This window comes from Vreelandella boliviensis LC1, from assembly GCF_000236035.1.
In the GTDB taxonomy this organism is placed as follows: domain Bacteria; phylum Pseudomonadota; class Gammaproteobacteria; order Pseudomonadales; family Halomonadaceae; genus Vreelandella; species Vreelandella boliviensis.
Window position 1 is genome coordinate 1,488,392 of the sequence record NZ_JH393257.1, and the last position, 23,650, is coordinate 1,512,041.

Here is a 23,650-nt window from a genome sequence, read left to right on the forward strand (position 1 = left end):
TACAACCCGCGAACATTGAGGAAAATGGCTTCGCCAAACGCCATACTTTCCCTGGCGCTGGGTAGCGTCCGCAGCACAGCGAAGTACCAGAAGAAAATTTGCAGCAGCAGCGGGATATTGCGAAACGTTTCGATATAAGCGTTGGCCAGTTTAGAGATCAGCCAATTGGGCGATAGCCGCGCAATACCGACGATAAAACCAATAATCGAGGCCGCTAACACCCCCAACCCACCGACCAGCAGCGTGTTTAGCAAGCCAATCACGAAGGTACGGCCGTAGGTGCTTTGGGATGAGTACTCGATTAAGGTTTGACCAATACCAAAGCCGGCTGTGTTGCCCAGGAAGCCGAAGCCAGTGGTGATGCCGCGGGCGTTCAGGTTGGCTTGGGTATTGCCGATAATATAGATCAGGAAAGCCGCGACAACGGCGACCAAAATGAGCTGAAAAATAAGTGCGCGCTTAGCGCGGTCTCGCCAGAAAGGCGGCTTGTGGCCGGCGGGGCGAACGTTAGGTCTTACAGACATGGATGGCGTCTCCGCGATACGGAAGGTCAATCAGATGGCCCGCCTATTCCCTTTTAACAGAAACCTGTGAAGAGGGCGGCGGGCCGGGGTCAAGCGAGACGCTTAGCGAATCGGGGGAGCGTACTGAAAGCCGCCGTCGTTCCACAGGGCGTTTACACCGCGCTCAATTTCCAGCGGAGAGTCCATACCCACGTTACGTTCGAAGCTTTCCGCGTAGTTACCTACTTGGCTAATAATGTTGTAAGCCCAGTCAGCTTCAAGATTCATACCTTCGCCGTAGTTGCCGTCTTGACCCAGCAAGCGAGCTACATCGGGGTTTTCAGAGCTGAGCATCTCTTCAGCGTTTTCGCTGGTCACGCCATACTCTTCTGCGTTAATCATGGCGTACAGTGACCACTTCACAATATTGAACCAAACATCGTCACCCTGGCGAACAACAGGGCCTAGCGGCTCTTTGGAGATTACTTCAGACAAGATCATTGACGCTTCAGGGTCGTCGAGCTGAATACGTAGCGCGGCTAGCTGAGAGGTATCAGAAGTCAGTACGTCACAGCGGCCTGCTTGGTAACCACCCACGGTTTGCTCTGAGGTATCGAATACAATCGGGTTGAATTCCATGTCGTTCGCACGGAAGTAGTCAGCCAGGTTCAGCTCGGTCGTAGTGCCCGACTGAATACAGATGGACGCACCGTCGAGCTCATCGGCACCGGTAATCCCTAAGTCACGCGCGACCATGAAGCCCTGGCCGTCATAAAAGTTAACGCCGGTGAAGTTCAGGCCCAGGGTAGTGTCGCGGGTGGTCGTCCAGGTGGTGTTGCGTGACAGAACATCAACTTCGCCAGACTGCAGGGCGGTGAAGCGCTCAACGGCGTTGAGTGAAATGTAGTTAACCGCATCCGCATCACCAAGTACTGCGGCTGCTACTGCGCGGCAAACATCAACGTCCAGGCCCTGCCAGTTACCGTCGTCATCCGGTGCTGAGAAGCCCGGCAAACCATCGCTCACACCACACTGAACTGCACCACGCTCGATGGTATCTTCCAGGGTATCGGCTTGAGCAGTTGCCATTCCCGCCAGGCTAAGTGAGCCAGCGGACGCTAGCAGCGCTAGGTGTTTTTTATTGAACATTTAGTTTCCCTCGAAGTTATTAGAAATCAGCTATTGGAAATCAGCTATTGAAATCAGTCGCTGAAATCAGTAATAGATATCGTTATGCATGCCGTAGCATGTAACTAAACCTAGCAAGGAAGATGCCAATAAGGGTACATGCGTTAATTCAGCGCTTTTCAACGCTACTCAACGAGTTCGAGACGAAGGTCTAGGTGCAAAAAAGGTTACCGCCCACCTCGCTTTGCACCTTTATAGGGCGAGCAGAGATGGGCGGTAACATAAAGGCGGGTAATAGGCGTGCGTTTACTCGGACGCAAATGCCTTGCGCATAAACGGCGGTAGGGCGAGAGCGCCACGATGGGCTTCAACGGTGTAGTACTCAAGCGGCAGGTCGTGGCTTGCGGCTGCCTGCTCGCGGAACGTATTCACTTCGGTGGCTTTACCGGCCAATGTCACGCTCCACCAGCCTGATGGGTAAACCGGCTGTGGGAAGGGCAGCGTGGCAACGCTGTCAAAACCGGCTTTCAACATGTCGTTACGCAGCTCACGGATGATCGAGCCGCTGTGGTAAAGCGGTGACTCGCTCTGTTGCACCATCACGCCGCCGCTTTTCAAAATACGGTGACAGCGCTTTAGAAAGTCGGTTTTAAACAGACCTTCAGCGGGCCCAACCGGGTCAGTAGAGTCGATAATCAGCACATCGATGCTCTCATCAGGTGCATCGTCCACCCACTTGACGCCATCGGCGAATAGCAACTCTGCGCGAGGGTCTTTATTCGAGGCTACCAACGACGGGAAGAAGCGTTCAGACGCCTTTGTGACCTCTTCGTCGATATCAATTTGGGTAACTTTCTCTATACCCGGGTGGCGCAGCACCTCTTTTAAGGTGCCGCAGTCGCCACCACCGATGATCACCACCCGCTTGGGATCTTGATGGGTAAACAGCGCCGGATGCGCAATCATCTCGTGATAGAGGAAGTTATCGCGATCGGTCAGCATCACGCAGCCGTCCAGCACCATTAGGTTGCCATAAGTCTCGGTAGCGTAGACCTCCAGGTGCTGGTACTGGCTCTGCACATCCAGCAGTTTTTCAGAGATTTTCAGTGAGAAAGCGCTGCCGTGGCTATCAAAGACTTCGGTAAACCACTGGCCGTCGCGTAAATCGCTCATGAATTGGCTCCTGAATGCTGTGCATTCTTGTGAGTCGGAATATCTCGGTGATACTGCGGGCTTAGATCGTGCAGCGCCTCCATAAAGGCGGTGACGTTGTCGGGGTTGGTAAATTGGCTGATACCGTGGCCCAGGTTAAACACGTGGCCTGGGCCGTGACCGTAGCTTTCCAGTACGCGGGCCACTTCGGCGCGGATAGCCGAGGGGCGGGCAAACAGCACGTTAGGATCCAGGTTGCCCTGAAGGGCAACTTTGTGACCAACGCGAGCGCGGGCATCGGAAAGCTCGGTAGACCAGTCGATACCCAGCGCATCGGCGCCTGCGCAGGCAATATGTTCAAGCCACTGGCCGCCGTTTTTGGTGAACAAAATCACCGGTACCCGACGTCCGTCGTGCTCGCGGATCAGCCCGGAAACGATCTGCTCCATATAGCGCAGTGAGAATTCCAGGTAAGCAGGGGTAGAGAGTGCGCCGCCCCAGGTATCAAAAATTTGCACTGCCTGGGCGCCCGCGCGGATCTGCGCATTCAGGTAGTCGGTCACCGCATGAGCCAGCGTGTCCAGCAGCTGGTGCATAGTATCCGGCGTATCGTAGAGCATGGTTTTTAGGTGACGGAAGTCTTTGCTCGAGCCGCCCTCCACCATGTAGGTCGCCAGCGTCCAAGGGCTGCCGGAGAAGCCAATCAGTGGCATACGACCGTTCAGCTCGCGGCGAATGGTCGACACCGCACGCATCACGTAATCCAAGTCGCGCTCGGCATCGGGCACGCTTAGCGCGGCGACTTCTTCCGGTGTACGCACGGTTTTGCGGAATTTAGGGCCTTCGCCGGTTTCAAAATAGAGCCCCAGGCCCATGGCATCTGGGATGGTCAAAATATCTGAAAACAGAATAGCCGCATCCAGCGGGTAACGCTCCAAGGGCTGCAGGGTGACTTCGCAGGCCAAGTCGTGGTTGCGGCACAGATCCATAAAACTGCCTGCATCGGCCCGGCTGGCCCGATATTCTGGCAGGTAACGGCCCGCTTGGCGCATCATCCACACCGGGGTGCGGTCGACGGGCTGGCGCGCTAGTGCGCGAAGGAATCGATCATTTTGCAAAGGTGTAGTGGTCATAGACACTTGCTCTTAAGAAATTTGCCCGCATCGTACTTGAAACAGTACTTGGAAACTTACTTGAAACCGTACTTGCAAACCATAACGGGGAACGTATGGACGCAATTGTACTTGAAGATAGGCATGAGAGCGGCGTACTCAATGGCAAAAATCGTCGCACCCGGCCTATTTTTCTCGCTTAAATAGCCGATTTTAGCTTCTTCGCCAGCGTGAGGCGTGCGCCGCTTCCTGTTAGAATACTGTCCCACTTTGCCAACACTGGTGTGGTTAACTGGTTTGGTCAATCAGCGAGGTAACCTGTGACCATTCGCTTCATTGCCGCTTCCCGGCTGCCCACGCCCTGGGCAACATTTACTATGCATGGCTTCGAAGATGAGGCCACCGGCAAGGAACATATTGCCCTAACGCTGGGTGATGTGACCGGCGGCGAGCCGGTGTTGGGGCGGGTGCACTCCGAATGTTTAACCGGCGATGCGCTCTTTTCCATGCGTTGCGACTGTGGTTATCAGCTTCAGGAAGCGCTTAAACGCATCGCTGAAGAGGGTCGCGGCGTTCTATTTTATCTACGCCAAGAAGGGCGTGGCATTGGCCTGTTAAACAAAATTCGTGCCTATCACCTGCAGGATCTAGGCGCTGATACGGTCGAAGCCAACGAGCAGCTCGGCTTTGGCGCCGACATGCGCCGCTACGACCTGTGCGTGCCGATGCTTAACCATTTGGGCGTCACATCGTTAAGGTTAATGACTAACAACCCACGGAAGGTGGATGCACTCACCCGCGACGGCGTGAATGTAGTAGAGCGCCTGCCGATCACCACCGGCCTGAACCCACATAACGAGCAGTATCTCTCGACCAAAGCGGGCAAACTCGGCCATATGATGGCCCTGGATGACTTCACCCACGCCAGCGATGTGGATATTGAGCGTAAGGGGTGATAATAGTGGGGTGTCGGTTTTTAGGAGCGTCCCAGGATGAACGCCTTAAGTAAGGAGCAGTATAAGCAGTACAACCCGCAGCGTGAAAAGCCTTCCGACGAGCAGGGCGAATTCAGCGTTGTCGAAGAGTACCTGCACAGTATCACCCACGGTATCGGGGCGGTGCTCAGCCTGGTGGGGATGGTCGTACTGCTGGTGGCCGCAAGCTTTGCGGCTCATATCGACCCGTGGAAAATTGTCAGCCTGAGCCTGTACGGCACCACGCTAGTCCTGCTTTATACCGCTTCGACTCTTTACCATGGCATTTCTCATCGGCGCTGGAAGCAGCGCTTTCAACTGCTCGATCACTGTGCGATTTATCTACTTATCGCGGGAACTTACACACCCTTTTTGCTCGTCAATATGCGCGGTACAACGGGCTGGACCTTGTTTGTGGCCGTGTGGTCGCTGGCGCTGGTAGGAATTGTCTGCAAATTGCTGTGGCCTAAGCGCTTTGCGCTGTTACGCGTGGCGATTTATTTGCTCATGGGCTGGATGATCGTGCTGGCGTCAGGTGAGATGGCGTCGAGTCTATCGACGACCGGCATCGCCCTGCTTGCCGCGGGAGGGATTACCTATACGCTAGGGGTGATCTTCTACGCCGTGCGCACTATCCCCTACAACCACGCGATCTGGCATTTGTTTGTGATTGCCGGAAGCGTCTGTCACTACTTTGCCGTATATAGCGCCGTTCTGCCCCACGTCTAGCCTGTTTAATGGCTAAGACCGCTTGAGTGCACCACCGATGACGTAAAAGTAAGAGATCTCTTACAAAATCGAGTGAGCAAAATGAATTGGTGGTTAATAGCTTGTCTTAATGGGTAATCGGCCCTCAAATAAGTATGCATAATGTTGCCCTTATACGTTCGTATATGTATAGATGACGACTGAAAAAGTAATAAAAGCGACATTCAATAAGATTTTCCAACAAGAGGATTGTCATGAGCACTGTTAACAACGCCCACGACACGACCATGCCGTCGGTACTGGGCAAAAAAGACAGTACTGATGAGATGGTACATCGCATTGGCCACTTGACGCGCCTGCTTCGGGACAGCATGAAAGAGCTGGGCTTAGATCAGCAGATTACCCAGGCGGCGCAAGCGATACCGGATGCCAATGACCGGCTCAACTACGTTGCCTCAATGACGGAGCAGGCCGCAGAAAGGGCATTGAACGCCGTTGAGCGGGCGCAGCCAGTGCAAGATAGCCTTGAAGAAGAGGGCGCGGCACTTAATAAGCGCTGGCAGGCAGCGGCAGCTAAGCTCGCCGCGGTAGAGGGTGATCCTAAGCTTGTCGAGGATACACAACGCTTTTTGAGCGATAAGCTGCCCACCGCAACTGGGGCGACGCAAAAAGAGCTGCTCGAAATCATGATGGCTCAGGACTTCCAGGATCTCACCGGCCAGGTGATTAAGAAAATGATCGAAGTCATCAAGCTAATCGAAGAGCAGCTTGTTCAGGTGTTAGTCGATAATGTGCCCAACGTTACCGATGGCGTTAAGCTTGAAGATAACCGCGATGAACATGCCAAACTGCGTAATGGGCCACAGGTGGGTAAAGACAAAACAGATGTGGCAGCAGGGCAGGATCAAGTAGACGACCTGCTTGATGAGCTTGGTTTTTAAGGGGCGCCTAGCCTGAAGCACACATAACCGTTGCCGCGCACTGCCAGCAACGGTCTTGAAAGCGTTTAGATGCCGTTGGTTCTGCTTAGCCCTTCGCTGCTGCCTGCTCTTTTTCCATTGCCTTTGTCATCGCGGCGCGCTGAATATGGCGTTCGCGATAGGCCATTAGCGGTTCGGGTAAGCGGTGCTTCATGCTGATCGCCCACGACAAGGTATGGGTTAAAAACAGATCCGCGAGGGTAAAGGTATTACCCACCAAGTTTTCTTGACCGTTATAGCGGCGCTCCAGGGCGCTTAACGCACGCTGGAACTCCCAGGCGCAAGCTGGTAGAACGGCAGGAACGCGCTTATCTGCAGGCAGGGCAAATTTATGCTTGGCCTGGTTCCATAGCGGCTGCTCAACTTCGGTGACAATAAAGCTCAGCCACTGGTCGACTTGAGCGCGGGCGATGGTGTCGCTGGGTAGTAACGAGCCATCACCGTACGTCTCGGCCAAGTAGCGGCAAATCGGTGCCGACTCAAATAGCGTTAGCTCTCCATCCTCAATCACCGGTACCTTGCCGTCCGGGTGGCGCGCCAAATGCTCGGCTGTTTGCCCCTCGCCTTTATCCAGCGCCACGTGCTGACACTGATACTCAAGGCCTAGCTCTTCAAGCGTCCACGCTGCTCTTAACGAGCGTGAGTGAGGGAAACTGTATAGCGTGATCATGGCGTGCTCCTGGCGACAAAAATCGATTCTTCAATCTAGCGGCCGTTAGGCACGCTGTCGATTACCTAAACACTATCTTTAAAAGCCATTTCTAAGCGCTACCCCTCGCCTCACGGATCCGCTCGTAGGCGTTGCCGATTTCGCTAGTGCGCGCTTGGGCGACGTCACGCATGCTTTCGGGTAGGCCCTTGCCAGCCAGTTTGTCCGGGTGGTTTTGGCTCATCAGGCGGCGGTAGGCTTTTTTGATCTCGCTGTCACTGGCATCTTCAGAAACGCCCAGTACGCGATAGGCATCTTTCAGCGCTTCTTCGCTGGCGCCCTGGGAGTTAGCGGCGGCGCCGTGCAGCATCGCTTCGATCTGCTGAACTTCGGCGTCGCTGCAGCCTACGCCGCGGGCAACGCGCAGAATCATCTCGTGCTCGGCGGGGTGCAGCACGCCATCAGCCGCGATAGCCGAGAGCTGGACCTGGATAAAGACCTGACGCAGAACCGGCTGGCGCTGGGTGAGACGGTTAACGTTGGCCAGCTCGGCGTCAAGATTAAAGTCATCGGCGCGGCCACGCTCGAAGGCGGCGCGCGCCTTGGCCCGCTGTTCGCCCTGGAGGTGCATCTGGTCAAACAGCTTTTCGGCGATGTCCAGCTCGCCGTCGGTGACCTTGCCGTCGGCTTGGCACAGGCAACCCATCACCGAGAAGATCGACTCCAGAAAACCTTCTTGGATGCGCATCCGGGCGATATTTAGGCGACGACTGATGCGCCGCCCCAGCCACCAGCCCAGGCCACCGCCAATCAGCAACCCCACTGGGCCGCCGAACGCAAGACCGATCAGGCCGAAAATAACAATAAGCAATAGCATAGCAATCTCAAAAGTGGTTTAAAGATAATGGCTTATGGTAGTCGGGCGCGAATGGCGCGCTCGATACCTTCGATATCCAGTTGGCAGTCGGCAAGCAGCTGCGCAGGCGTGCCGTGCTCCACAAAGGCGTCCGGTAGGCCGAGGTTGAGCACTTCCACCTGAACGCCATCGGCGTGGAGCAGCTCATTTACGGCGCTACCTGCGCCACCGGCAATCACGTTCTCTTCCAGTGTCACCAATAGTTCGTGCTCGTCGGCGGCGTGAAGCACCGCATCGCGATCCAGCGGCTTAATGGAGCGCATATTGATATGGGTGGCGTTGAGTCTTTCGGCGACTTCCGCTGCGGCGCTGTTGAGGCTGCCAAAGGCAAGTAGCGCGATACGCACGCCGTCATTGGCAGCATGGCGGCGCACTTCCGCTTTACCTATGGTTAACGGCTCAAGGTGCGTGGGTGTCTCCACGCCTGGGCCGGTGCCGCGGGGGTAGCGTACAGCGGCGGGGCCTGGGTGGTGGTAGGCGGCACTCAGCATGGCGCGGCACTCGGCTTCATCCGCAGGGGCTAGAATCACCATGCCGGGTACGCAGCGCAGAAAGGAGAGATCCATGCTGCCGTGGTGAGTAGGGCCGTCTTCGCCCACCAAGCCCGCGCGGTCAATCGCGAAGGTGACGTCCAGGTTTTGTACCGCGACGTCATGAATCAGTTGATCGTAGCCGCGTTGCAGAAAGGTCGAATAAATCGCCACTACCGGCTTCATGCCTTCGCAGGCCATGCCCGCCGCCAGCGTTACCGCGTGCTGTTCGGCAATCGCCACATCAAAATAGCGCTGCGGGTACTCTTTTGAGAAGCGAATCAGGTCGGAGCCTTCGCGCATGGCGGGTGTAATGCCCATCAGACGCGGATCGGTGGCCGCCATATCGCACAGCCAGTCGCCAAACACGTTGCAGTACTTTTGCTTGGCGGGTGGCGGGGTAACCACCGGTTTCTTGACCGTTGTAGCGTTGGCTAACGTGTCGGGTTTTTCCAGCTTGGTGATGGCGTGGTAGCCAATCTGATCCGCCTCTGCGGGCAGGAAACCTTTGCCTTTCACCGTTTTGATATGCAGAAACTGCGGGCCGTCGAGGTCGCGCAGGTTTTCAAGCGTATGGGTGAGCGCGTCGAGGTCGTGGCCATCAATCGGGCCAACGTAGTTAAAGCCCATCTCCTCAAACAGCGTGGCGGGGCTGACCATGCCTTTCATATGCTCTTCGGTGCGTCTTGCCAGCTCTAACGCGCCGGGCAGGTGCGAAAGCACTTTTTTGCTCTCTTCGCGTATTTTCAGGTAGGGCTTGCTGGAGAGCACTCGGGCAAGGTAGGTCGCCATGCCGCCGACGTTCTCGGAAATCGACATTTCGTTGTCGTTGAGAATCACCAGCAGGTTGGCATCTACGTGGCCTGCGTGGGCCAGGGCTTCAAAGGCCATGCCGGCGGTGAGCGCACCGTCGCCAATAATCGCGCAAACGCGGCGTTTATCACCCTGTGCCTTGGCGGCCAGTGCCATCCCCAGCGCCGCTGAAATCGATGTGCTGGAGTGACCCACACCGAAGGTGTCGTACTCGGATTCGGCGCGGCGGGGAAAGGCCGCCAAACCGCCGTGCTGGCGAATACTCAGCATCGTCTCGCGGCGGCCGGTAAGAATCTTATGCGGGTAAGCCTGGTGGCCAACGTCCCAGACCAAGCGGTCATGGGGCGTATTAAAAGCGTGGTGTAGGGCAACGCTCAACTCGACCACGCCGAGCCCGGCGCCAAAGTGACCGCCAGAGACGCCCACGCTATATAGTAGGTAGGCGCGTAGCTCATCGGCCAGTTGGTCGAGTTGCTTGGCATTCATGGCCCGCAGGGCGGCGGGGTGATCAAAAGTGTCAAGCAGCGGCGTCGTTGGGCGCTCGCGGGGTATTTGGTCGAACAGCTTCATGGGCATGTTTTCATAGACGTGTTTAGTGGTCGCGCTCGATCATATAGTGGGCTAAGTCGGCCAGCGGTGCGGCACGTTCGCCCAATGGGGCGAGCGCGGCAATGGCCTCGTCAATCAGGCTGTGCGCTTTGCGTTGAGCACCCTCTAACCCCAGCAGGCTGGGGTAGGTGGGCTTGGCTCGTGCGGCATCGGCGCCTGACGTTTTGCCTAGGGTAACGGTGTCTCCGGTTACATCCAGGATGTCGTCGTGAATCTGAAAGGCTAGACCAATGGCGCGGGCGTAGCGAGTAAGCGCATTTAATCGGGGGTCGTCGTCGGCGACCGCGACCAAGCCACCCAGGCGCACGGCGGCGACAATCAGGGCGCCGGTTTTATGGGCGTGCATATGGGCCAGCGCGTCGACATCCGGATGGCCGCCAACGGCGTCTAAATCCAGCGCTTGCCCGGCCACCATGCCATCCCGGCCAGAGGCCGAAGCCAAGGTGTGCACTAAATGGCCCAGCCGGGGATGAGCCTTGCTGGCCAGTACTTCAAACGCCAGCGCCTGAAGGGCATCACCGGCGAGAATCGCGCTCGCTTCATCAAAGGCTTTATGCACCGTGAGCTGACCCCGGCGCAGGTCGTCGTCATCCATGGCCGGAAGGTCATCATGGATCAACGAGTAGGCGTGGATTAACTCAATGGCCGCGGCGGGGGCGTCCAGCGCCTCATCTTCTGCGCCCAACGCATGCCCCGCCATATATACCAACAGCGGGCGCAGGCGTTTACCACCCGCCAGCAGGCCGTGGCGCATAGCGGCTTCAAGCCGAGGCGCTACCGCTGGGCGGCTATCAAACAGCGCCGCTAGCGTGGCGTCTACACGGGCATTGCTGGTCTGGCGCAGGGTGGCAAGCTGGCTAGGCTGCATGGCTACCATGGGGGCGTCTCCTTGCTCTCATCCTCGGCCGCATCCTTGGGGTCGTCGTGGCCAGAGAAGGGCGCTACGTTTAAACGCCCTTCACTGTCTTCACTGAGTGCCCGCACCTTCAGTTCGGCGCTATCCAGGCGCTGCTGGGCATCGCGGGTTAGCCGCACGCCCTGCTCGAACGCGGTCAGTGCATCTTCCAATGAGAGCTCGCCTGACTCAAGACGTTCAACGATGGATTCGAGTTGCTCAACCGTCGCGGCAAAGTCCTGCGGGGGTGGTGTCGTGTCGCTCATTGGGGTATGCCTGCAAACCGGTATGTTTTTAAATAAGCTAAAATAGGCCCACAGTATACACCGAGGCTGGGGGGCGGCGTCTGCCCTCTTCAATACAGCGTGTTGCGCGACTTGCGGTTCATTCATCGTCAGCACGCAGACTTTTCATCATTCACACCCGGCCTGAACGACGTAGGCTGTGCTACGATATGCGCCTCCCGTGAACCGATACACGGCGCATGCCGCCGACCATAGAGGTTGATTCAGCCATGGCCAAAACGTCCCTGGACAAGAGCAAGATCAAGATCCTGCTACTCGAGGGCGTCCACCAGAGTGCGGTGGACAATTTTCACACGTCAGGGTACGCCAATATTGAGCACCTGCCGACCTCTCTTGATGAGGATGCGCTGATCGAAAAGATCCGCGATGTTCACTTCATCGGTATTCGTTCCCGCACCCAGCTGACTGAGCGCGTGTTCGAGGCGGCGGAGAAGCTGGTTGGCGTTGGCTGTTTCTGTATCGGCACCAATCAGGTCGATTTAACCGCTGCCCTTACTCGCGGTATCGCGGTATTTAACGCCCCGTACTCCAATACCCGTTCGGTGGCCGAGCTGGTGCTGGCAGAAGCGATTATGCTGCTGCGCGGTATCCCAGAGAAAAACGCCCGTGCCCATCAGGGCGGCTGGCTGAAGTCCGCGAAGAACTCCCATGAAGCGCGAGGAAAAACGCTGGGTATCGTTGGCTACGGCAGCATCGGTGCGCAGCTCTCTGTGCTGGCCGAATCGCTGGGCTTTAACGTCATTTACTATGATGTCATCGCCAAGCTGGGCATGGGCAATGCAAACCAGGTGGCAAGCCTTGAAGAGCTGCTGGGCCGTTCCGATGTGGTCAGCCTGCACGTGCCTGACCTTGCCTCAACCCGCTGGATGATCGGCGCGAAAGAGATTGCCGCTATGAAGCCGGGCGCGATCTTTATCAATGCCTCCCGCGGTAGCGTCGTTGAAATCGAACCGCTGGCCGAAGCGCTTAAAGCAGGTAATCTCAACGGCGCGGCTGTTGACGTCTTCCCGGTAGAGCCGAAAGGCAACGACGAAGAGTTTGAAAGTCCGCTACGCGGTCTGGAGAACGTGATTCTGACCCCGCATATCGGTGGCTCTACCCTGGAAGCCCAGGAGAACATCGGTATTGAAGTGTCAGAAAAACTGATCACTTACTCCGATAACGGTACCACAGTGACCTCGGTCAACTTCCCCGAGGTGGCGCTGCCCGCTCACCCGGACAAGCACCGTTTGCTGCATATTCACGACAACGTACCGGGCGTGCTGTCGCAGATCAACCGGGTACTGTCTGAAAACGGCATCAACATCTCCGGCCAGTATCTGCAGACTAATGAGAAAGTCGGCTATGTGGTCATCGATGTAGATAAAGCCTACGGCCCTCAGGCGCTGGAAGCGTTGAAGCAAGTGGATCATACGCTGAAAATTCGTGCGCTCTACTCGGCGCATAATAGCTAAAACGCCGTTAGCCAAAAAGGCGGTAAAAAAACGGCGCCTCTTAGGAGGCGCCGTTTTAGTTGGTGTCGGTAATCAAGCAAGGTCAAACAACAACACTTCGCCCGCTGCTTTCCCCGTCAGATTGATCGACTCCTCCGGCTGAAACGCCGCGGCGTCACCTGCGCTCAACGTCTCGCCGTTAACGTCCATTTCGCCATTCACTACATGCAGCCAAGCGTAGCGCGAAGGGGGAGGTGCTACCTGTTCGCCCGCGCTAAACAGGCCCGAGTATAGGTTTAGGTCTTGATTAATACTCACCGACCCATCGTGCCCTTCTTGAGAAGCCACTAGGCGCCACTGCCCTTGACGCTCGACGGTAGGAAAGGCTTTCTGCTCGTAGCTGGGTTTAATGCCGAGCTGCTTGGGTTCAATCCAAATCTGTAAAAAGTGCAGCTCGTTCTGCTTGGAGTGGTTGAACTCGCTATGCAGCACGCCAGTGCCCGCTGACATGCGCTGCACGTCGCCAGGGCGCATCACCTCGCCGTTGCCCATGTTGTCTTTGTGCTCCATCTCACCTTCCAGTACGTAGGAGATAATCTCCATATTCCGGTGGGGGTGGGCGCCAAAGCCATGGCCGCCAGCTACGCGGTCTTCATTGATCACGCGCAGGGCGCGAAACCCCATATGGTTGCGGTCAACGTAATTGGCGAACGAAAACGTATGGAATGAGCGTAGCCAGCCATGGTCGGCGTAGCCGCGCTCGTTTGAACGACGAATAATCATGCTGTGCTCCGCAGGTTGCGTGAGGTTGAATAATGACAATATACAGCCTTGCTGACGCCGGGTGGGGTGAAGCTTTCAGCACGATACTGTCGAATAAATCGATGTATTAAATGTGATTGCCAGCGCTAAACTTTTGGTTAGCTTTCGAGTAGAATCGCGGCCTCTTTTAACCCGGTCCGCCCTTTGCGAGGGCGACTACCAGGAGCTTTGCATGCCTGTATCCAACACGGTATCAACCCCAATGCCGCCCATTGTGGTCGCGGCGCTGTATAAGTTTGTCACCCTGGACGACTTTGAAGCGCTGCGCGAGCCGCTGCGCCAAACCATGCTCGATAGCGATGTAAAGGGCACGTTGCTGCTTGCCAAAGAGGGCATTAACGGCACGGTGGCGGGCAGCCGTGAAGGTATCGACGCGCTGCTTACCTGGCTGACCGCTGATCCTCGTTTGGCGGATATTGACCATAAAGAGTCTTACTGCGACGAGACGCCGTTCTACCGCACCAAGGTCAAACTCAAGAAAGAGATCGTCACCCTCGGCGTGCCCGATATCGACCCTAACGACACCGTAGGTACCTACGTCGAGCCGGAAAACTGGAACGCCATCATCGCCGACCCGGAAGTGCTGGTGATCGATACCCGCAACGATTACGAAGTGGCCATTGGCAGCTTCGAGCGGGCGATCGATCCTAAAACCACCACGTTTCGTGAATTTCCCGAGTACGTGCGCGAGCACTACGACCCGGAAAAACACAAGAAGGTAGCGATGTTCTGCACCGGCGGCATCCGCTGCGAAAAAGCCTCCAGCTTTATGCTTAAAGAGGGCTTTGACGAGGTCTACCACCTGAAAGGCGGTGTGCTGAACTACCTGGAAAAGGTCCCGGAAGAGCAGTCGCTATGGAAAGGCGAGTGTTTTGTGTTCGATAACCGGGTCACCGTTCGCCACGACTTGAGCAAAGGCGAGTTCGAACAGTGCCACGCCTGCCGCATGCCGATCTCTGCCGACGATATGCAGTCTTCAGCCTATGAGCCGGGGATCAGCTGCCCGCACTGCATCGATTCATTGCCGGAGAAGACCCGCGCCGCCGCCCGCGAACGCCAGCGCCAAATTGATCTAGCCAAACAGCGCGGCGAGCCGCACCCCTTAGGGCGTGATACCCGCAAAATGAAAAAATGAGGTAGTGCTTTGCACGCAGGCTCTATACGCAAGCCTTGTGCGCTAGACTGATGGGCAATGTGTTACTCAAATTCAGGAGTTCACCATGCCCATCGCCTCTGACGACCTCTCTTCAACGACCCCTCTCTTGCAACGCCTTGACCAGCAAGGCGTAACAACGCTGACGATGAGCACACCGCAGCGCTTTAATGCGCTCTCGGAAGCCATGCTACAAGCCCTTCACGATGCGTTAACCGAGATTGGCGACGATAACAGCGTGCGCTGCGTGGTCATTGCTGCCGAAGGCAAAGCCTTCTGCGCCGGGCATGATCTGAAACAGATGCGCGCCAACGCCAATAAAGCCTACTACCAAGCACTGTTTGCCCGCTGTAGCGAAGTGATGCAGGCCATTGAGCACTTGCCGGTGCCGGTGATTGCCAAAGTGCAGGGCATCGCCACTGCCGCGGGCTGTCAACTGGTGGCGAGCTGTGACTTGGCCGTAGCAGCGCGCAGTGCCCGATTCGCTGTTTCAGGCATCAACGTGGGTTTGTTTTGCTCCACGCCGGCGGTGGCGCTGTCGCGTAACGTTGCCAGAAAGCGCGCCATGGAAATGCTGCTGACCGGCGAATTTATCAGCGCTGATCAGGCCGCCGAGTGGGGCTTGATTAACCGTGTGGCAGAGGATGATGCGCTGGATGAGGCAACTAAACAGCTGACGGCCAGTATCTGCGCTAAAAGCGCCGTTGCGGTGCGCACCGGAAAAGCCATGTTTGCCCGCCAGCTTGCCATGCCGCTCGATGAAGCCTACGCCTTTGCCGGGGAAACCATGGCCTGCAATATGCTGGCTGAGGATGTGGGTGAGGGGATCGATGCGTTTATCGCCAAGCGGCCACCGCACTGGCGGCATTGCTGAGGTGCTATCGCTGACAAGCCATCGCTGACGAGCCATCGCTGAATGAATGGAATTCGTTTCCGTAAACGCGACAATCGCCCTGTTGACACGTTATCCTGACGCCCTTTGTATTTTCAGGGAAGGCTCCGTCAGCAAGGTCGCTTTTAGTAAGTAGGCGCGCTTTTGTGAGTGTCTTTTTAGGAGCGTCTTTTAGGAGCGCCTTTTAGGAGAAAGCCAGGTGAGTGAAGCCAAACGCAGGACGGTCGGTCGTCCGGCGAGTACCGCCAAAGCCAGCGGAGGCCATAGCCAGTCGCTGGTACGTGGCTTAACGCTGCTGGAACATCTCGCAGCCAGCCCGCTTGGGTTAGCCCTTTCAGAAGTGGCAGAGATGGCCGAATTGGCACCCTCTACCACCCACCGCTTGCTACAAGCCTTACAGAGCCAGGGTTTTGTGACCCAGGAGAACGAGCAAGGCCTGTGGCGAATTGATGTCAAAACCTTCCGTATCGGCAATAGCTTTCTTGAAGCCCGCGACGTAGTGGCCACAAGCCGGCCCTTTCTGCGCCGTTTAACTGCGGAAACCGGTGAGACCGCTAATTTGGGCATTCGCGATGGGGCGACCGCGGTGTTTCTCGCTCAGCACGAATCCCCGCAGATGATGCGCATGATCACTCGCCTAGGCTCCCGCGCGCCGCTGCACGCCTCCGGGGTGGGTAAAGCGCTGCTGGCATGGATGCCCGATGATGAGCGCGCCCAATTACTGGATGGTCGCGAGCTGGCAAGAGTGACCGCGAATACGCTGTATCAGCCCGACACCTTACATGTGGAAACGGGGCAAATTCGTGCCCAAGGCTTTGCCTGCGACCGTGAAGAGCATGCCGTTGGCCTGCACTGCGTGGCTGCCTGTGTGTTTGATGAGCACAGCTCGCCGCTGGCAGCGATTTCGGTTTCAGGCCCGGTGGCGCGAATCCCTGAAGCTCGCTTACTCACTCTGGGTGCGCTGGTTCGCCAAACGGCCGATGAGATAACCCAGCAGTTGGGTGGGCAGGTGCCACGTTAACGTGGGCCGCTAAGGTCATGGCAAAACCATGCTAAGCCTGTTTTTTGTCGCCCTGGTCAGCGCAACGCTGCTTCCCGGTGGGTCGGAAGTGTGGCTAGCGCGACTGTGGTGTCTCGGCGAGCCGCCGCTGGGGCTATGGTTGGTGGCCACGGCGGGCAACACCCTGGGTAGCATGATCAACGTAGCGATGGGGCGCTATGCGCGTCGGTTTCAGGATCGCCGCTGGTTTCCTGCATCGCCGCGCAGTTTGGCGCGCGCTGAGGGGTGGTATCACCGCTTTGGTGAGCTGAGTCTGCTGATTTCCTGGGCGCCGATTATTGGTGACCCCCTCACTGTGCTAGCCGGTGTGTTTCGGCTGCCCTGGTGGCGGGCGCTAGCGTGGATTGTGGTCGCTAAAGGAACGCGTTACGCCTTGGTTTTACTGCTGGCACAGCAGTGGCTAGAGCCGCTGTGCCAGTGAAACGTCTTATTAATCAAGTCATGTTGACCTGTACAACTTTTTAACAAGCTGTGCAGGCAGTGTAGAGTGTAAGCAACATCAGTTGCCTAACGGTAGCTTGCGTAAAACCAGGCAGCCGTTAGATTGAACGCAACACTCACCCAAAAGGAGGTTTAGGTGTGAAGCCACTTCGTTTATTACCCTGGCTAGGTGTCTGGCTGTTGGCAATGATCGCCTTAATAGCCACGCCAGCAATGGCGCAAAGCGCGCCAAGTGAGCAAGCCAGCGCCGATGGTGCAGGGTCGTCTGAAAAGGCGGCGCCTACGTCCTACGAGGCGTTGGCCAGTCTGTTGGAAGATGAGCAGTCGCGGCAAGAGTTGATTGAGATGCTGCGCAATCAAGCTTCATCACTGCCTGGTAGCGTAGCTAGCGAACTTTCGCCAGAGGCTGCCGCTCAGGGCGGTGAGATAGCGCCTGAAGATGTCTCGCTGCCGCGCCAGTTAGCTGAACTCACCAGTCGTGTCGTTAGCGATGTGGGTGGCCAGTTTGAGCAAGTGGTGAGTATTGTAGGCGGGTTGTTCGCGGGTCAAGAGACAGACAGTGTCTTTGATATGGCTGCGTTCACCAGTGCGGCAATCAATCTGGGTATCGTGATTGTCGCCACGTTTGCGTTGTTTATGATTGTCCGGCGATTAGCTAAGCCGCTGTTTACCAAAATCAGTGGTTGGTCGCTAAATGGTAATAATTTAACCCCTGTTCTGCGCTTGATTGTCTGTGTGGCGATTGCGGTGGTCATCGATGTATTGCTTGTCGGCTTGGCCTATGTGGGCGGTAATTTGGTGGCGACGTTTGCTGTCGGGGAAGCCGGGGAGCTCACGACCCGTGCCTCACTGTTTTTAAATGCATTCTTAATTATTGAGTTGCTCAAAGCCGGTGTGCGGATGCTGTTCTCGTCGCGCTACGAAGGGCTGCGGCTACTGCCAATTTCAGCCCAGGAGGCGTCCTATTGGAACCGCTGGTTAGCCCGTTTGATCGGCATGGTCGGTTACGGCCTGATGGTCGTAGTGCCGCTGGTTAACTACTACGTGGCGGCCTCGTTGGGTCAGGCAGTTGGCACGCTGATTATGCTGTTGGCGTTTATCTACGCAGTGGTCGTGGTGCTGAGAAACCGTACCCGCCTGCGCGATAACCTGAACGAGATGGCGGTAAAATCAACCTTAACCGCCAGCCGCGTCTCGCTGCAGCTCTTTGCTCGCACCTGGCACCTGTTCGCGCTGCTGTATTTCTTGATCGTATTTGTACTGACGCTAACGCGCCCCGGGGATGCGCTGCCGTTTGTAATGTTCGCCACCCTGAAGACGTTGGCTACAATTGTTGTTGGTCTATTGGTGTCGTCTTTTCTTACCCAGACCATTGGCCGCCGTATTACGCTGTCGGACGATCTGCGGCGCAAACTGCCTCTGCTTGAAAAACGCTTGAACAGCTACGTGCCAAATGCGCTACGCGTCCTGCGCACGATCATTCTGATCGTGGTTGTTATGGTGGTGCTGAATGCTTGGGGCGCCTTTGATCTAGCCGCTTGGTACGCCTCAGAGCGTGGTGCCAACTTGATCGGCAACCTGACGGGTGTCGCGGTGATTTTGATTGTGGCACTAGCCGTTTGGCTGGGCCTGGCGAGCCTTATTGAGCACAAGCTCAACCCGGAAACTGGCTACGGCGAGCCGTCGGCACGGGCGAAAACTCTGCTCAGTTTATTCCGCAATGCGCTGGCAATCGCCATGGTGACCATCACAGGTATGATCGTTTTATCCGAAATCGGCATCAACATTGGCCCGCTGATCGCCGGTGCCGGTGTGCTCGGTTTGGCGATTGGTTTCGGTGCCCAGAAGTTGGTACAGGATGTCATCACCGGGATCTTTATTCAGGTGGAAAACGCCATGAATACCGGCGACGTGGTCACGGTGGGTGGGATTACCGGCACCGCCGAGAAGTTGAGCATTCGCTCGGTGGGGATCCGCGATCTCTCCGGCACTTTCCATCTGATTCCGTTCTCCAGTGTGGACACCGTGTCTAACTACATGCGCGAGTACGGCAACCATGTAGGCGAGTATGGCATTGGTTACAATGAGAGCATCGATGAAGCCATTGAGCAGCTCCAACTCGCTTTTGAAGATCTTAAAGCCAGTGAAGAGCATGGCCACAAGCTGTTAGCCGATTTGACCGTAGCCGGTGTTGTGGCGCTGGCGGACAGCTCTGTGAATATCCGTGTGGTGATCAAAACCACGCCGGGCGACCAGTGGGCCGTTGGACGTGCCTACAACCGTCTGGTTAAGTTGCGCTTTGATGAGGCGGGTATCGAAATACCTTTCCCGCACACCACGCTCTACTTTGGCGATAACAAAAACGGCAACCCGCCGCCTGCCCATGTGCGGGTGCTGGAGTCGACCGCTAAAGAGAAGAAAGTGGAGGCGTCTGCGGAGGTGGCACCGGCTGCTAAGAGCGACATCCAGAAAGGGGTGCAGCAAACCAGCGAGGCTGATCACCTGAAGCCCGACCATGATGATGTCGATGAAACCTAGACGGTGCTCATCTTAACCTTCCGCGGGGTCGCCTTAGGGCGGCCCCGCTGCGTTTTAAGCAGAATAGTTTTAAGCAGAGGCAGTTTTATAAAGAATAGTTTTCCGAGTGGCGCCCTTCTAAGTTGATTGACTCCCCGCCATCCACAAACAGAATTTGTCCTGCCACAAAAGAGTTGTTCAATAAGTAGTGCAAAGATTGTACAAGATGATCAGGGGCACCCTGACGTTTCAGTGGAATACCTTCAATACGCCACTCAATATAGTCGCTAGTACGCTGGGAAGCAGGCAGCACCACGCCAGGGGCGATGCCGTTAATGCGAATGCGCGGGGCGAACTCAAGTGCCGCCATACGGGTCATCTCCGCGAGGCTCTTTTTCGACAACAAATAGGCTGCGTAGGGATACTGGTGATAGGCCACTTTGTTATCAATGATATTGATCACCTGGCCCTCTTGAACCGCTTCGGCAAAGTGGCGCGTGAGTAACAGTGGGGTAAACATATTGACCCGGAACTGGGTTTCCAGCATCGCCAGTTCGGTCTCGGCAATCGGCGCTGGCTCATAGGCAGAGGCACTGTTCAGCAGTAGATTAAGTCCTGGGAAGCGCTGCTTTGCGGCCTGAATTAAATCGCCTGGCTCATCGCTTAAAAAATCGCAGGGAAGAATCTCGCACTCACGCCCCTTAGCACGGATACCGCTGGCGACTTCTTCGGCCTCTTCGCGGGAGCGATTAACATGAATCGCAATGTTGTAACCCGCATCGGCCAGGGCTTCGGAAAAGTAGCGTCCCAAACGGGTGGCACCACCGGTTACCAGAGCAGCTTGTTGGTGCATACAGCGTTCCCTATTGTTTAGTTGGTATAGGAAGACTTTCTGCGTGAGTGTAACGTTTGTCAATAACTTATACAGGACTTGCACGTGGCGCTGGCTTAGAGGTATTGATAGTGGTGTCCTACTCCTAAGAAAATTCTTAAAGACGTCATTTTAAATAGGATGTCGCTATGCCACCTCTGTATTCACCTTCCGAGCAAGCCGCCGTGCTCCATGAGTGTTTCATCTCTTTGGGATCCAATATCGACCCTGAACACTATTTCGCTCAAGCACTTGAGATTATCAGCAGAGAGTGCGTGCTATTGGCACGTTCAAACGCGATTCGTACAGCGCCGGTGGGTTACCAGCAGCAGCCCGACTTCTTAAACGCCGCGCTGTTGGTGAGTACCCCGCTTGAACATGAGGCGTTTCGCGCTTATCTCAAAGGCGTCGAGGATCGTTTGGGCCGTGTTCGTGGGGAGATTAAATCGGGGCCACGTACCATGGATCTAGACATTGTGGCGTGGGATGGGGAGATCGTCGATGACGGCTACTTCCAGCATAACTATGTTAAAAAGCCCGTCGATGAAGTGCTGGCGGGCAGTGGCCGCTCCCTCGAACCTCAAAAGGGCTAATGATTTTTGCGTTAAGGCCGATAGTTACGTTATAGCCACCATAATGTGGGTGGGCTAACCTTCCCCGGAGGCGCGCGGTGCTCAGCCTAAACACCAATGTGATGTCGCTTACCGTGCAGAATAATCTGCGCGGCAGTCAGCAGGCTATGCAGACTGCAATGCAGCGCCTCTCTTTTGGGCTACGCATCAATAGTGCCAAGGATGACCCCGCTGGTCAGGCGATTGCCAATCGCATGACGGCGCAAATCAAAGGCATGACCCAGGCGATCCGCAACACCAATGATGGCATCTCTATGGTGCAGACGGCGGAAGGTTCGCTCAATCAGATTAACGACAACCTGCAGCGCATCCGTGAGCTGAGTGTACAAGCAGCTAACGGCACTAACTCTTCTAATGACCTTGTCTCTATCCAGGCCGAGATTGATCAACGCTTAGAAGAAATTGACCGCGTTTCAGCGCAGAGTAAGTTCAATGGCATTGGGCTGCTTAACGACACTAGGTCACTGAACATTCAGGTTGGCCCCAACGCTGGTGATAGCATTGCCGTTCGTTTTGAAGCAATGAACTTACAAGGGTTAGGTCTGGATGGCTTAAGCGTGCTAGACGATGCTAGCGGGACGGATAAACCGATTGATAGGGTGGATGAGGCGATTAAGCAGTTAGATCGCCAGCGCAGCTATATGGGCGCCGTGCAGAATCGCTTCGAGAGCGTAATTGACGGCCTCAATAACAGCATTGTTAACACCTCGGATGCCCGGTCGCGCATTCAAGACGCCGATTACGCTAAGGAAGTTTCCAACCTTATTCGCGCGCAGATCCTGCAGCAGGCAGGTATCGCTATGCTGGCCCAGGCCAACCAACAGCCGCAGATGATTCTGCGTCTGTTGGAAAGTCTCTAGGTCGCCTAGTCAATAATGCCCTGTTCACGTGCCATGGCGTAAGCTGCCTTAGGGCCATCCCACAGAGAGGGCAATAGAATGAACGACACCGGGATGGCTGTTATCACAATAAATTGTTGAAGGGCTGAGATTTGCCCTGCGCCCATATATAAAAGTACGGCCGCCATAATCGCCATGGCGATTCCCCAGAAGGCGCGTATATAAGGGCTGGGGTCGTCGTGGCCCGCTCCCACTACCGCAATGGCGTAGCTCATTGAGTCGCCGGTGGTGGCGACGAATATCGTCGTCAACACTAAAATGGCCAGTGTCATCCAAGCACCGCCCGGTAGGGCCTGGGCAACCGTCAACGTCGCGACATCAAACTGGAAGTTATTAAGCGCTTCGCTTAGCTCAATTGCGCCCGTCATTTGGTAGTAAATACCTGAGCCACCGAGCAGAGTAAACCACACGGTGGTGGCAATGGGTGCGAGAACTGCCACGGCGACGATCATCTCGCGGATGCTGCGGCCGCGGGAAATACGCGCCACAAAAATCGCTACCAGCGGGCCAAAACCGATAAACCAGGCAAAGAAAAACACCGTCCACCACTGCATCCACCAGGCGGGAGCGGTTTCCGCTGTCATGGTGGCCATGGGGAAGAACTCCCTCATATAGACCCCCATGCTGGAAAGGTAGCTATTGAATAAAAATAGGCTAGGGCCAAACAGCATAATGACGCCACCCACTGCCAGGGCCAGAAACACATTGAAACGGCTAAGCAATTGCATCCCTTTGTGAACACCACTCATGGCAGAAAGCACATACATGCTGGCTAACACCGCTAATATAACCAATTGACTGGTGTAGCTGTTGGGAAGACCGAACACCTCATGCAGACCAAAACTGACCTGGGTCGCTAAAAAACCGATGGGGCCAACCGTACCGGCGACAACCGCTATAACGCAGCACGCATCAATGATGCCACCCAAGGGCCCACGCATTAGTCGCTCTCCTAATAAAGGGTAGAGCAGGGTACGCGGCTGTAACGGCTGGCCTTTCACATAGTGGGCATGGGCCAGCACGATAGCCGTTAATGATCCTAATACCGCCCAGCCGATAAATCCCCAATGCATAAACGACTGCGCCAAGGCGTTGGAAACGGCTTCCGCCGAGCCTGCTTCGCTACTAAAAGCGGGCGGCGTGACGATGAAATGGTAGACCGGCTCCCCGGCGGCAAAAAATACCCCGCCGCCCGCAAGTAACGTACACAAAATAATCGAAAGCCACTTAAACGTGCTCATTTCTGGTGCATCTAAATTGCCGATTTTGGCTTTTGCTGCGGGTGTGACCGCCAATCCCATCGCAATAAAGAACGTGAGTAGCAGCAGCAATTGGAAGTAACTACCCAAGGCTAATGCCGTCCAAGCGAAGCCTTTGCTGATGGACTCAGCGACGAGTGTCACGTCGTAAAGCGATAGCGACAAAAAAGCGATGATAAAGCCGATGCTCAAGATTAAAACGACAGGATCGCCGAGCGAAAGCCGCCCAGAACCGTTAACGTCAGGGGCTTCGCCGTCAGGGGCGGGGTGATTCATGGTGAATACCTTGTAGGGGGCAGGGCTGGCAAAACAGCAGCCTATCAACGCCTTTTGTTAAGCGGCGTAGTGTTAATTAAGGAGTGCTGATTTACATGCCAAATAACGGATAAAAAAAAGC

At 55.9% G+C, this 23,650-nt stretch carries 23 protein-coding genes; 11 read left to right on the forward strand and 12 right to left on the reverse strand.

What is annotated here, in order from left to right; genetic code table 11:
- The 4 genes from KUC_RS19970 to hemE form a co-directional block, all read right to left on the reverse strand.
- Window positions 1-524: ABC transporter permease subunit (locus KUC_RS19970; RefSeq protein ID WP_244264749.1), on the reverse strand; the 524-nt coding region annotated here is incomplete at its 3' end.
- Between the two features lie 102 nt (window positions 525-626).
- A complete protein-coding gene (locus KUC_RS06635; RefSeq protein ID WP_007112381.1) occupies window positions 627-1,652 on the reverse strand; it encodes an amino acid ABC transporter substrate-binding protein in 1,026 nt (341 codons plus the stop codon).
- Window positions 1,653-1,937: 285 nt separating this feature from the next.
- On the reverse strand, window positions 1,938-2,804 hold the full coding sequence (gene speE / locus KUC_RS06640) for a polyamine aminopropyltransferase (RefSeq protein WP_007112382.1): 867 nt from the start codon (window positions 2,802-2,804) through the stop codon (window positions 1,938-1,940).
- The gene (hemE, locus tag KUC_RS06645; protein WP_007112383.1) at window positions 2,801-3,916 is read right to left on the reverse strand and encodes a uroporphyrinogen decarboxylase; all 1,116 of its coding nucleotides are present in this window, start codon (window positions 3,914-3,916) and stop codon (window positions 2,801-2,803) included. Before hemE ends, speE begins: the two co-directional genes overlap by 4 nt.
- A 299-nt stretch (window positions 3,917-4,215) precedes the next feature.
- On the opposite strand from hemE, the gene ribA reads away from it, so the two are divergent.
- From ribA to cheZ, 3 genes are all read left to right on the forward strand, one after another.
- Complete coding sequence (gene ribA, locus KUC_RS06650; RefSeq protein ID WP_007112384.1) at window positions 4,216-4,851, forward strand: GTP cyclohydrolase II; 636 nt, start codon at window positions 4,216-4,218, stop codon at window positions 4,849-4,851.
- Between the two features lie 36 nt (window positions 4,852-4,887).
- Window positions 4,888-5,598, forward strand: coding sequence for a PAQR family membrane homeostasis protein TrhA (gene trhA / locus KUC_RS06655; RefSeq protein WP_007112385.1), 711 nt, complete (start codon window positions 4,888-4,890; stop codon window positions 5,596-5,598).
- 233 nt (window positions 5,599-5,831) lie between these two features.
- Window positions 5,832-6,518, forward strand: a complete 687-nt coding sequence (gene cheZ, locus KUC_RS06660) for a protein phosphatase CheZ (RefSeq protein ID WP_007112386.1) — start codon at window positions 5,832-5,834, stop codon at window positions 6,516-6,518.
- Window positions 6,519-6,603: 85 nt separating this feature from the next.
- Here cheZ and KUC_RS06665 read toward each other — a convergent pair whose 3' ends face one another.
- The 5 genes from KUC_RS06665 to KUC_RS06685 form a co-directional block, all read right to left on the reverse strand.
- Window positions 6,604-7,227: a glutathione S-transferase family protein gene (locus KUC_RS06665; RefSeq protein WP_007112387.1), complete on the reverse strand. Its 624-nt coding sequence runs from the start codon at window positions 7,225-7,227 to the stop codon at window positions 6,604-6,606.
- 91 nt (window positions 7,228-7,318) lie between these two features.
- A complete protein-coding gene (gene djlA, locus KUC_RS06670; RefSeq protein WP_007112388.1) occupies window positions 7,319-8,083 on the reverse strand; it encodes a co-chaperone DjlA in 765 nt (254 codons plus the stop codon).
- Between the two features lie 32 nt (window positions 8,084-8,115).
- Window positions 8,116-10,041, reverse strand: a complete 1,926-nt coding sequence (dxs, locus tag KUC_RS06675; RefSeq protein ID WP_007112389.1) for a 1-deoxy-D-xylulose-5-phosphate synthase — start codon at window positions 10,039-10,041, stop codon at window positions 8,116-8,118.
- Window positions 10,042-10,057: 16 nt separating this feature from the next.
- Window positions 10,058-10,951, reverse strand: a complete 894-nt coding sequence (locus tag KUC_RS06680) for a farnesyl diphosphate synthase (RefSeq protein WP_007112390.1) — start codon at window positions 10,949-10,951, stop codon at window positions 10,058-10,060.
- The gene (locus KUC_RS06685; protein ID WP_007112391.1) at window positions 10,945-11,235 is read right to left on the reverse strand and encodes an exodeoxyribonuclease VII small subunit; all 291 of its coding nucleotides are present in this window, start codon (window positions 11,233-11,235) and stop codon (window positions 10,945-10,947) included. The genes KUC_RS06680 and KUC_RS06685 overlap by 7 nt, the downstream gene beginning before the upstream one ends.
- Window positions 11,236-11,483: 248 nt before the next feature.
- On the opposite strand from KUC_RS06685, the gene serA reads away from it, so the two are divergent.
- Window positions 11,484-12,728 carry a phosphoglycerate dehydrogenase gene (serA, locus tag KUC_RS06690; RefSeq protein ID WP_040479767.1) on the forward strand — a complete coding sequence of 415 codons (1,245 nt, stop codon included), beginning with the start codon at window positions 11,484-11,486 and terminating at the stop codon, window positions 12,726-12,728.
- A gap of 72 nt (window positions 12,729-12,800) precedes the next feature.
- Here the strand turns inward: serA and KUC_RS06695 are convergent, their stop codons facing one another.
- Complete coding sequence (locus KUC_RS06695) at window positions 12,801-13,490, reverse strand: pirin family protein (protein ID WP_007112393.1); 690 nt, start codon at window positions 13,488-13,490, stop codon at window positions 12,801-12,803.
- 211 nt (window positions 13,491-13,701) lie between these two features.
- On the opposite strand from KUC_RS06695, the gene trhO reads away from it, so the two are divergent.
- From trhO to ybiO, 5 genes are all read left to right on the forward strand, one after another.
- The gene (trhO, locus tag KUC_RS06700; RefSeq protein WP_007112394.1) at window positions 13,702-14,664 is read left to right on the forward strand and encodes an oxygen-dependent tRNA uridine(34) hydroxylase TrhO; all 963 of its coding nucleotides are present in this window, start codon (window positions 13,702-13,704) and stop codon (window positions 14,662-14,664) included.
- 85 nt (window positions 14,665-14,749) lie between these two features.
- Window positions 14,750-15,556, forward strand: a complete 807-nt coding sequence (locus KUC_RS06705) for an enoyl-CoA hydratase (RefSeq protein ID WP_007112395.1) — start codon at window positions 14,750-14,752, stop codon at window positions 15,554-15,556.
- 217 nt (window positions 15,557-15,773) lie between these two features.
- Window positions 15,774-16,595, forward strand: a complete 822-nt coding sequence (locus KUC_RS06710; RefSeq protein ID WP_007112396.1) for an IclR family transcriptional regulator domain-containing protein — start codon at window positions 15,774-15,776, stop codon at window positions 16,593-16,595.
- A gap of 28 nt (window positions 16,596-16,623) precedes the next feature.
- On the forward strand, window positions 16,624-17,055 hold the full coding sequence (locus KUC_RS06715; RefSeq protein ID WP_007112397.1) for a YqaA family protein: 432 nt from the start codon (window positions 16,624-16,626) through the stop codon (window positions 17,053-17,055).
- Window positions 17,056-17,213: 158 nt separating this feature from the next.
- Window positions 17,214-19,613 carry a mechanosensitive channel protein gene (ybiO, locus tag KUC_RS06720; protein ID WP_007112398.1) on the forward strand — a complete coding sequence of 800 codons (2,400 nt, stop codon included), beginning with the start codon at window positions 17,214-17,216 and terminating at the stop codon, window positions 19,611-19,613.
- 85 nt (window positions 19,614-19,698) lie between these two features.
- Here ybiO and KUC_RS06725 read toward each other — a convergent pair whose 3' ends face one another.
- Window positions 19,699-20,445: an SDR family NAD(P)-dependent oxidoreductase gene (locus tag KUC_RS06725; protein ID WP_007112399.1), complete on the reverse strand. Its 747-nt coding sequence runs from the start codon at window positions 20,443-20,445 to the stop codon at window positions 19,699-19,701.
- A 167-nt stretch (window positions 20,446-20,612) separates the two neighbouring features.
- Here KUC_RS06725 and folK point away from each other — a divergent pair, with 167 nt between their 5' ends.
- Entirely contained in the window at window positions 20,613-21,056 is a 444-nt protein-coding gene (gene folK, locus KUC_RS06730) for a 2-amino-4-hydroxy-6-hydroxymethyldihydropteridine diphosphokinase (protein ID WP_007112400.1), read from the forward strand.
- Between the two features lie 77 nt (window positions 21,057-21,133).
- Window positions 21,134-21,955, forward strand: a complete 822-nt coding sequence (locus KUC_RS06735) for a flagellin N-terminal helical domain-containing protein (RefSeq protein ID WP_007112401.1) — start codon at window positions 21,134-21,136, stop codon at window positions 21,953-21,955.
- A 5-nt stretch (window positions 21,956-21,960) separates the two neighbouring features.
- Here KUC_RS06735 and KUC_RS06740 read toward each other — a convergent pair whose 3' ends face one another.
- A complete protein-coding gene (locus KUC_RS06740) occupies window positions 21,961-23,529 on the reverse strand; it encodes a BCCT family transporter (RefSeq protein ID WP_007112402.1) in 1,569 nt (522 codons plus the stop codon).
- Between the last annotated feature and the right edge of the window lie 121 nt (window positions 23,530-23,650).

Coding starts and splice junctions, on each gene's coding strand:
- trhO (WP_007112394.1), top strand. CDS start 13,702: ATGCCTGTATCCAACACGGTATCAACCCCAATGCCGCCCATTGTGGTC.
- KUC_RS06725 (WP_007112399.1), bottom strand. CDS start 20,445: ATGCACCAACAAGCTGCTCTGGTAACCGGTGGTGCCACCCGTTTGGGA.
- KUC_RS06665 (WP_007112387.1), bottom strand. CDS start 7,227: ATGATCACGCTATACAGTTTCCCTCACTCACGCTCGTTAAGAGCAGCG.
- speE (WP_007112382.1), bottom strand. CDS start 2,804: ATGAGCGATTTACGCGACGGCCAGTGGTTTACCGAAGTCTTTGATAGC.
- dxs (WP_007112389.1), bottom strand. CDS start 10,041: ATGCCCATGAAGCTGTTCGACCAAATACCCCGCGAGCGCCCAACGACG.
- trhA (WP_007112385.1), top strand. CDS start 4,888: ATGAACGCCTTAAGTAAGGAGCAGTATAAGCAGTACAACCCGCAGCGT.
- KUC_RS06680 (WP_007112390.1), bottom strand. CDS start 10,951: ATGGTAGCCATGCAGCCTAGCCAGCTTGCCACCCTGCGCCAGACCAGC.
- serA (WP_040479767.1), top strand. CDS start 11,484: ATGGCCAAAACGTCCCTGGACAAGAGCAAGATCAAGATCCTGCTACTC.
- KUC_RS06685 (WP_007112391.1), bottom strand. CDS start 11,235: ATGAGCGACACGACACCACCCCCGCAGGACTTTGCCGCGACGGTTGAG.
- KUC_RS06705 (WP_007112395.1), top strand. CDS start 14,750: ATGCCCATCGCCTCTGACGACCTCTCTTCAACGACCCCTCTCTTGCAA.
- KUC_RS06715 (WP_007112397.1), top strand. CDS start 16,624: ATGCTAAGCCTGTTTTTTGTCGCCCTGGTCAGCGCAACGCTGCTTCCC.
- cheZ (WP_007112386.1), top strand. CDS start 5,832: ATGAGCACTGTTAACAACGCCCACGACACGACCATGCCGTCGGTACTG.
- djlA (WP_007112388.1), bottom strand. CDS start 8,083: ATGCTATTGCTTATTGTTATTTTCGGCCTGATCGGTCTTGCGTTCGGC.
- KUC_RS06635 (WP_007112381.1), bottom strand. CDS start 1,652: ATGTTCAATAAAAAACACCTAGCGCTGCTAGCGTCCGCTGGCTCACTT.
- KUC_RS06695 (WP_007112393.1), bottom strand. CDS start 13,490: ATGATTATTCGTCGTTCAAACGAGCGCGGCTACGCCGACCATGGCTGG.
- folK (WP_007112400.1), top strand. CDS start 20,613: ATGCCACCTCTGTATTCACCTTCCGAGCAAGCCGCCGTGCTCCATGAG.
- KUC_RS06740 (WP_007112402.1), bottom strand. CDS start 23,529: ATGAATCACCCCGCCCCTGACGGCGAAGCCCCTGACGTTAACGGTTCT.
- hemE (WP_007112383.1), bottom strand. CDS start 3,916: ATGACCACTACACCTTTGCAAAATGATCGATTCCTTCGCGCACTAGCG.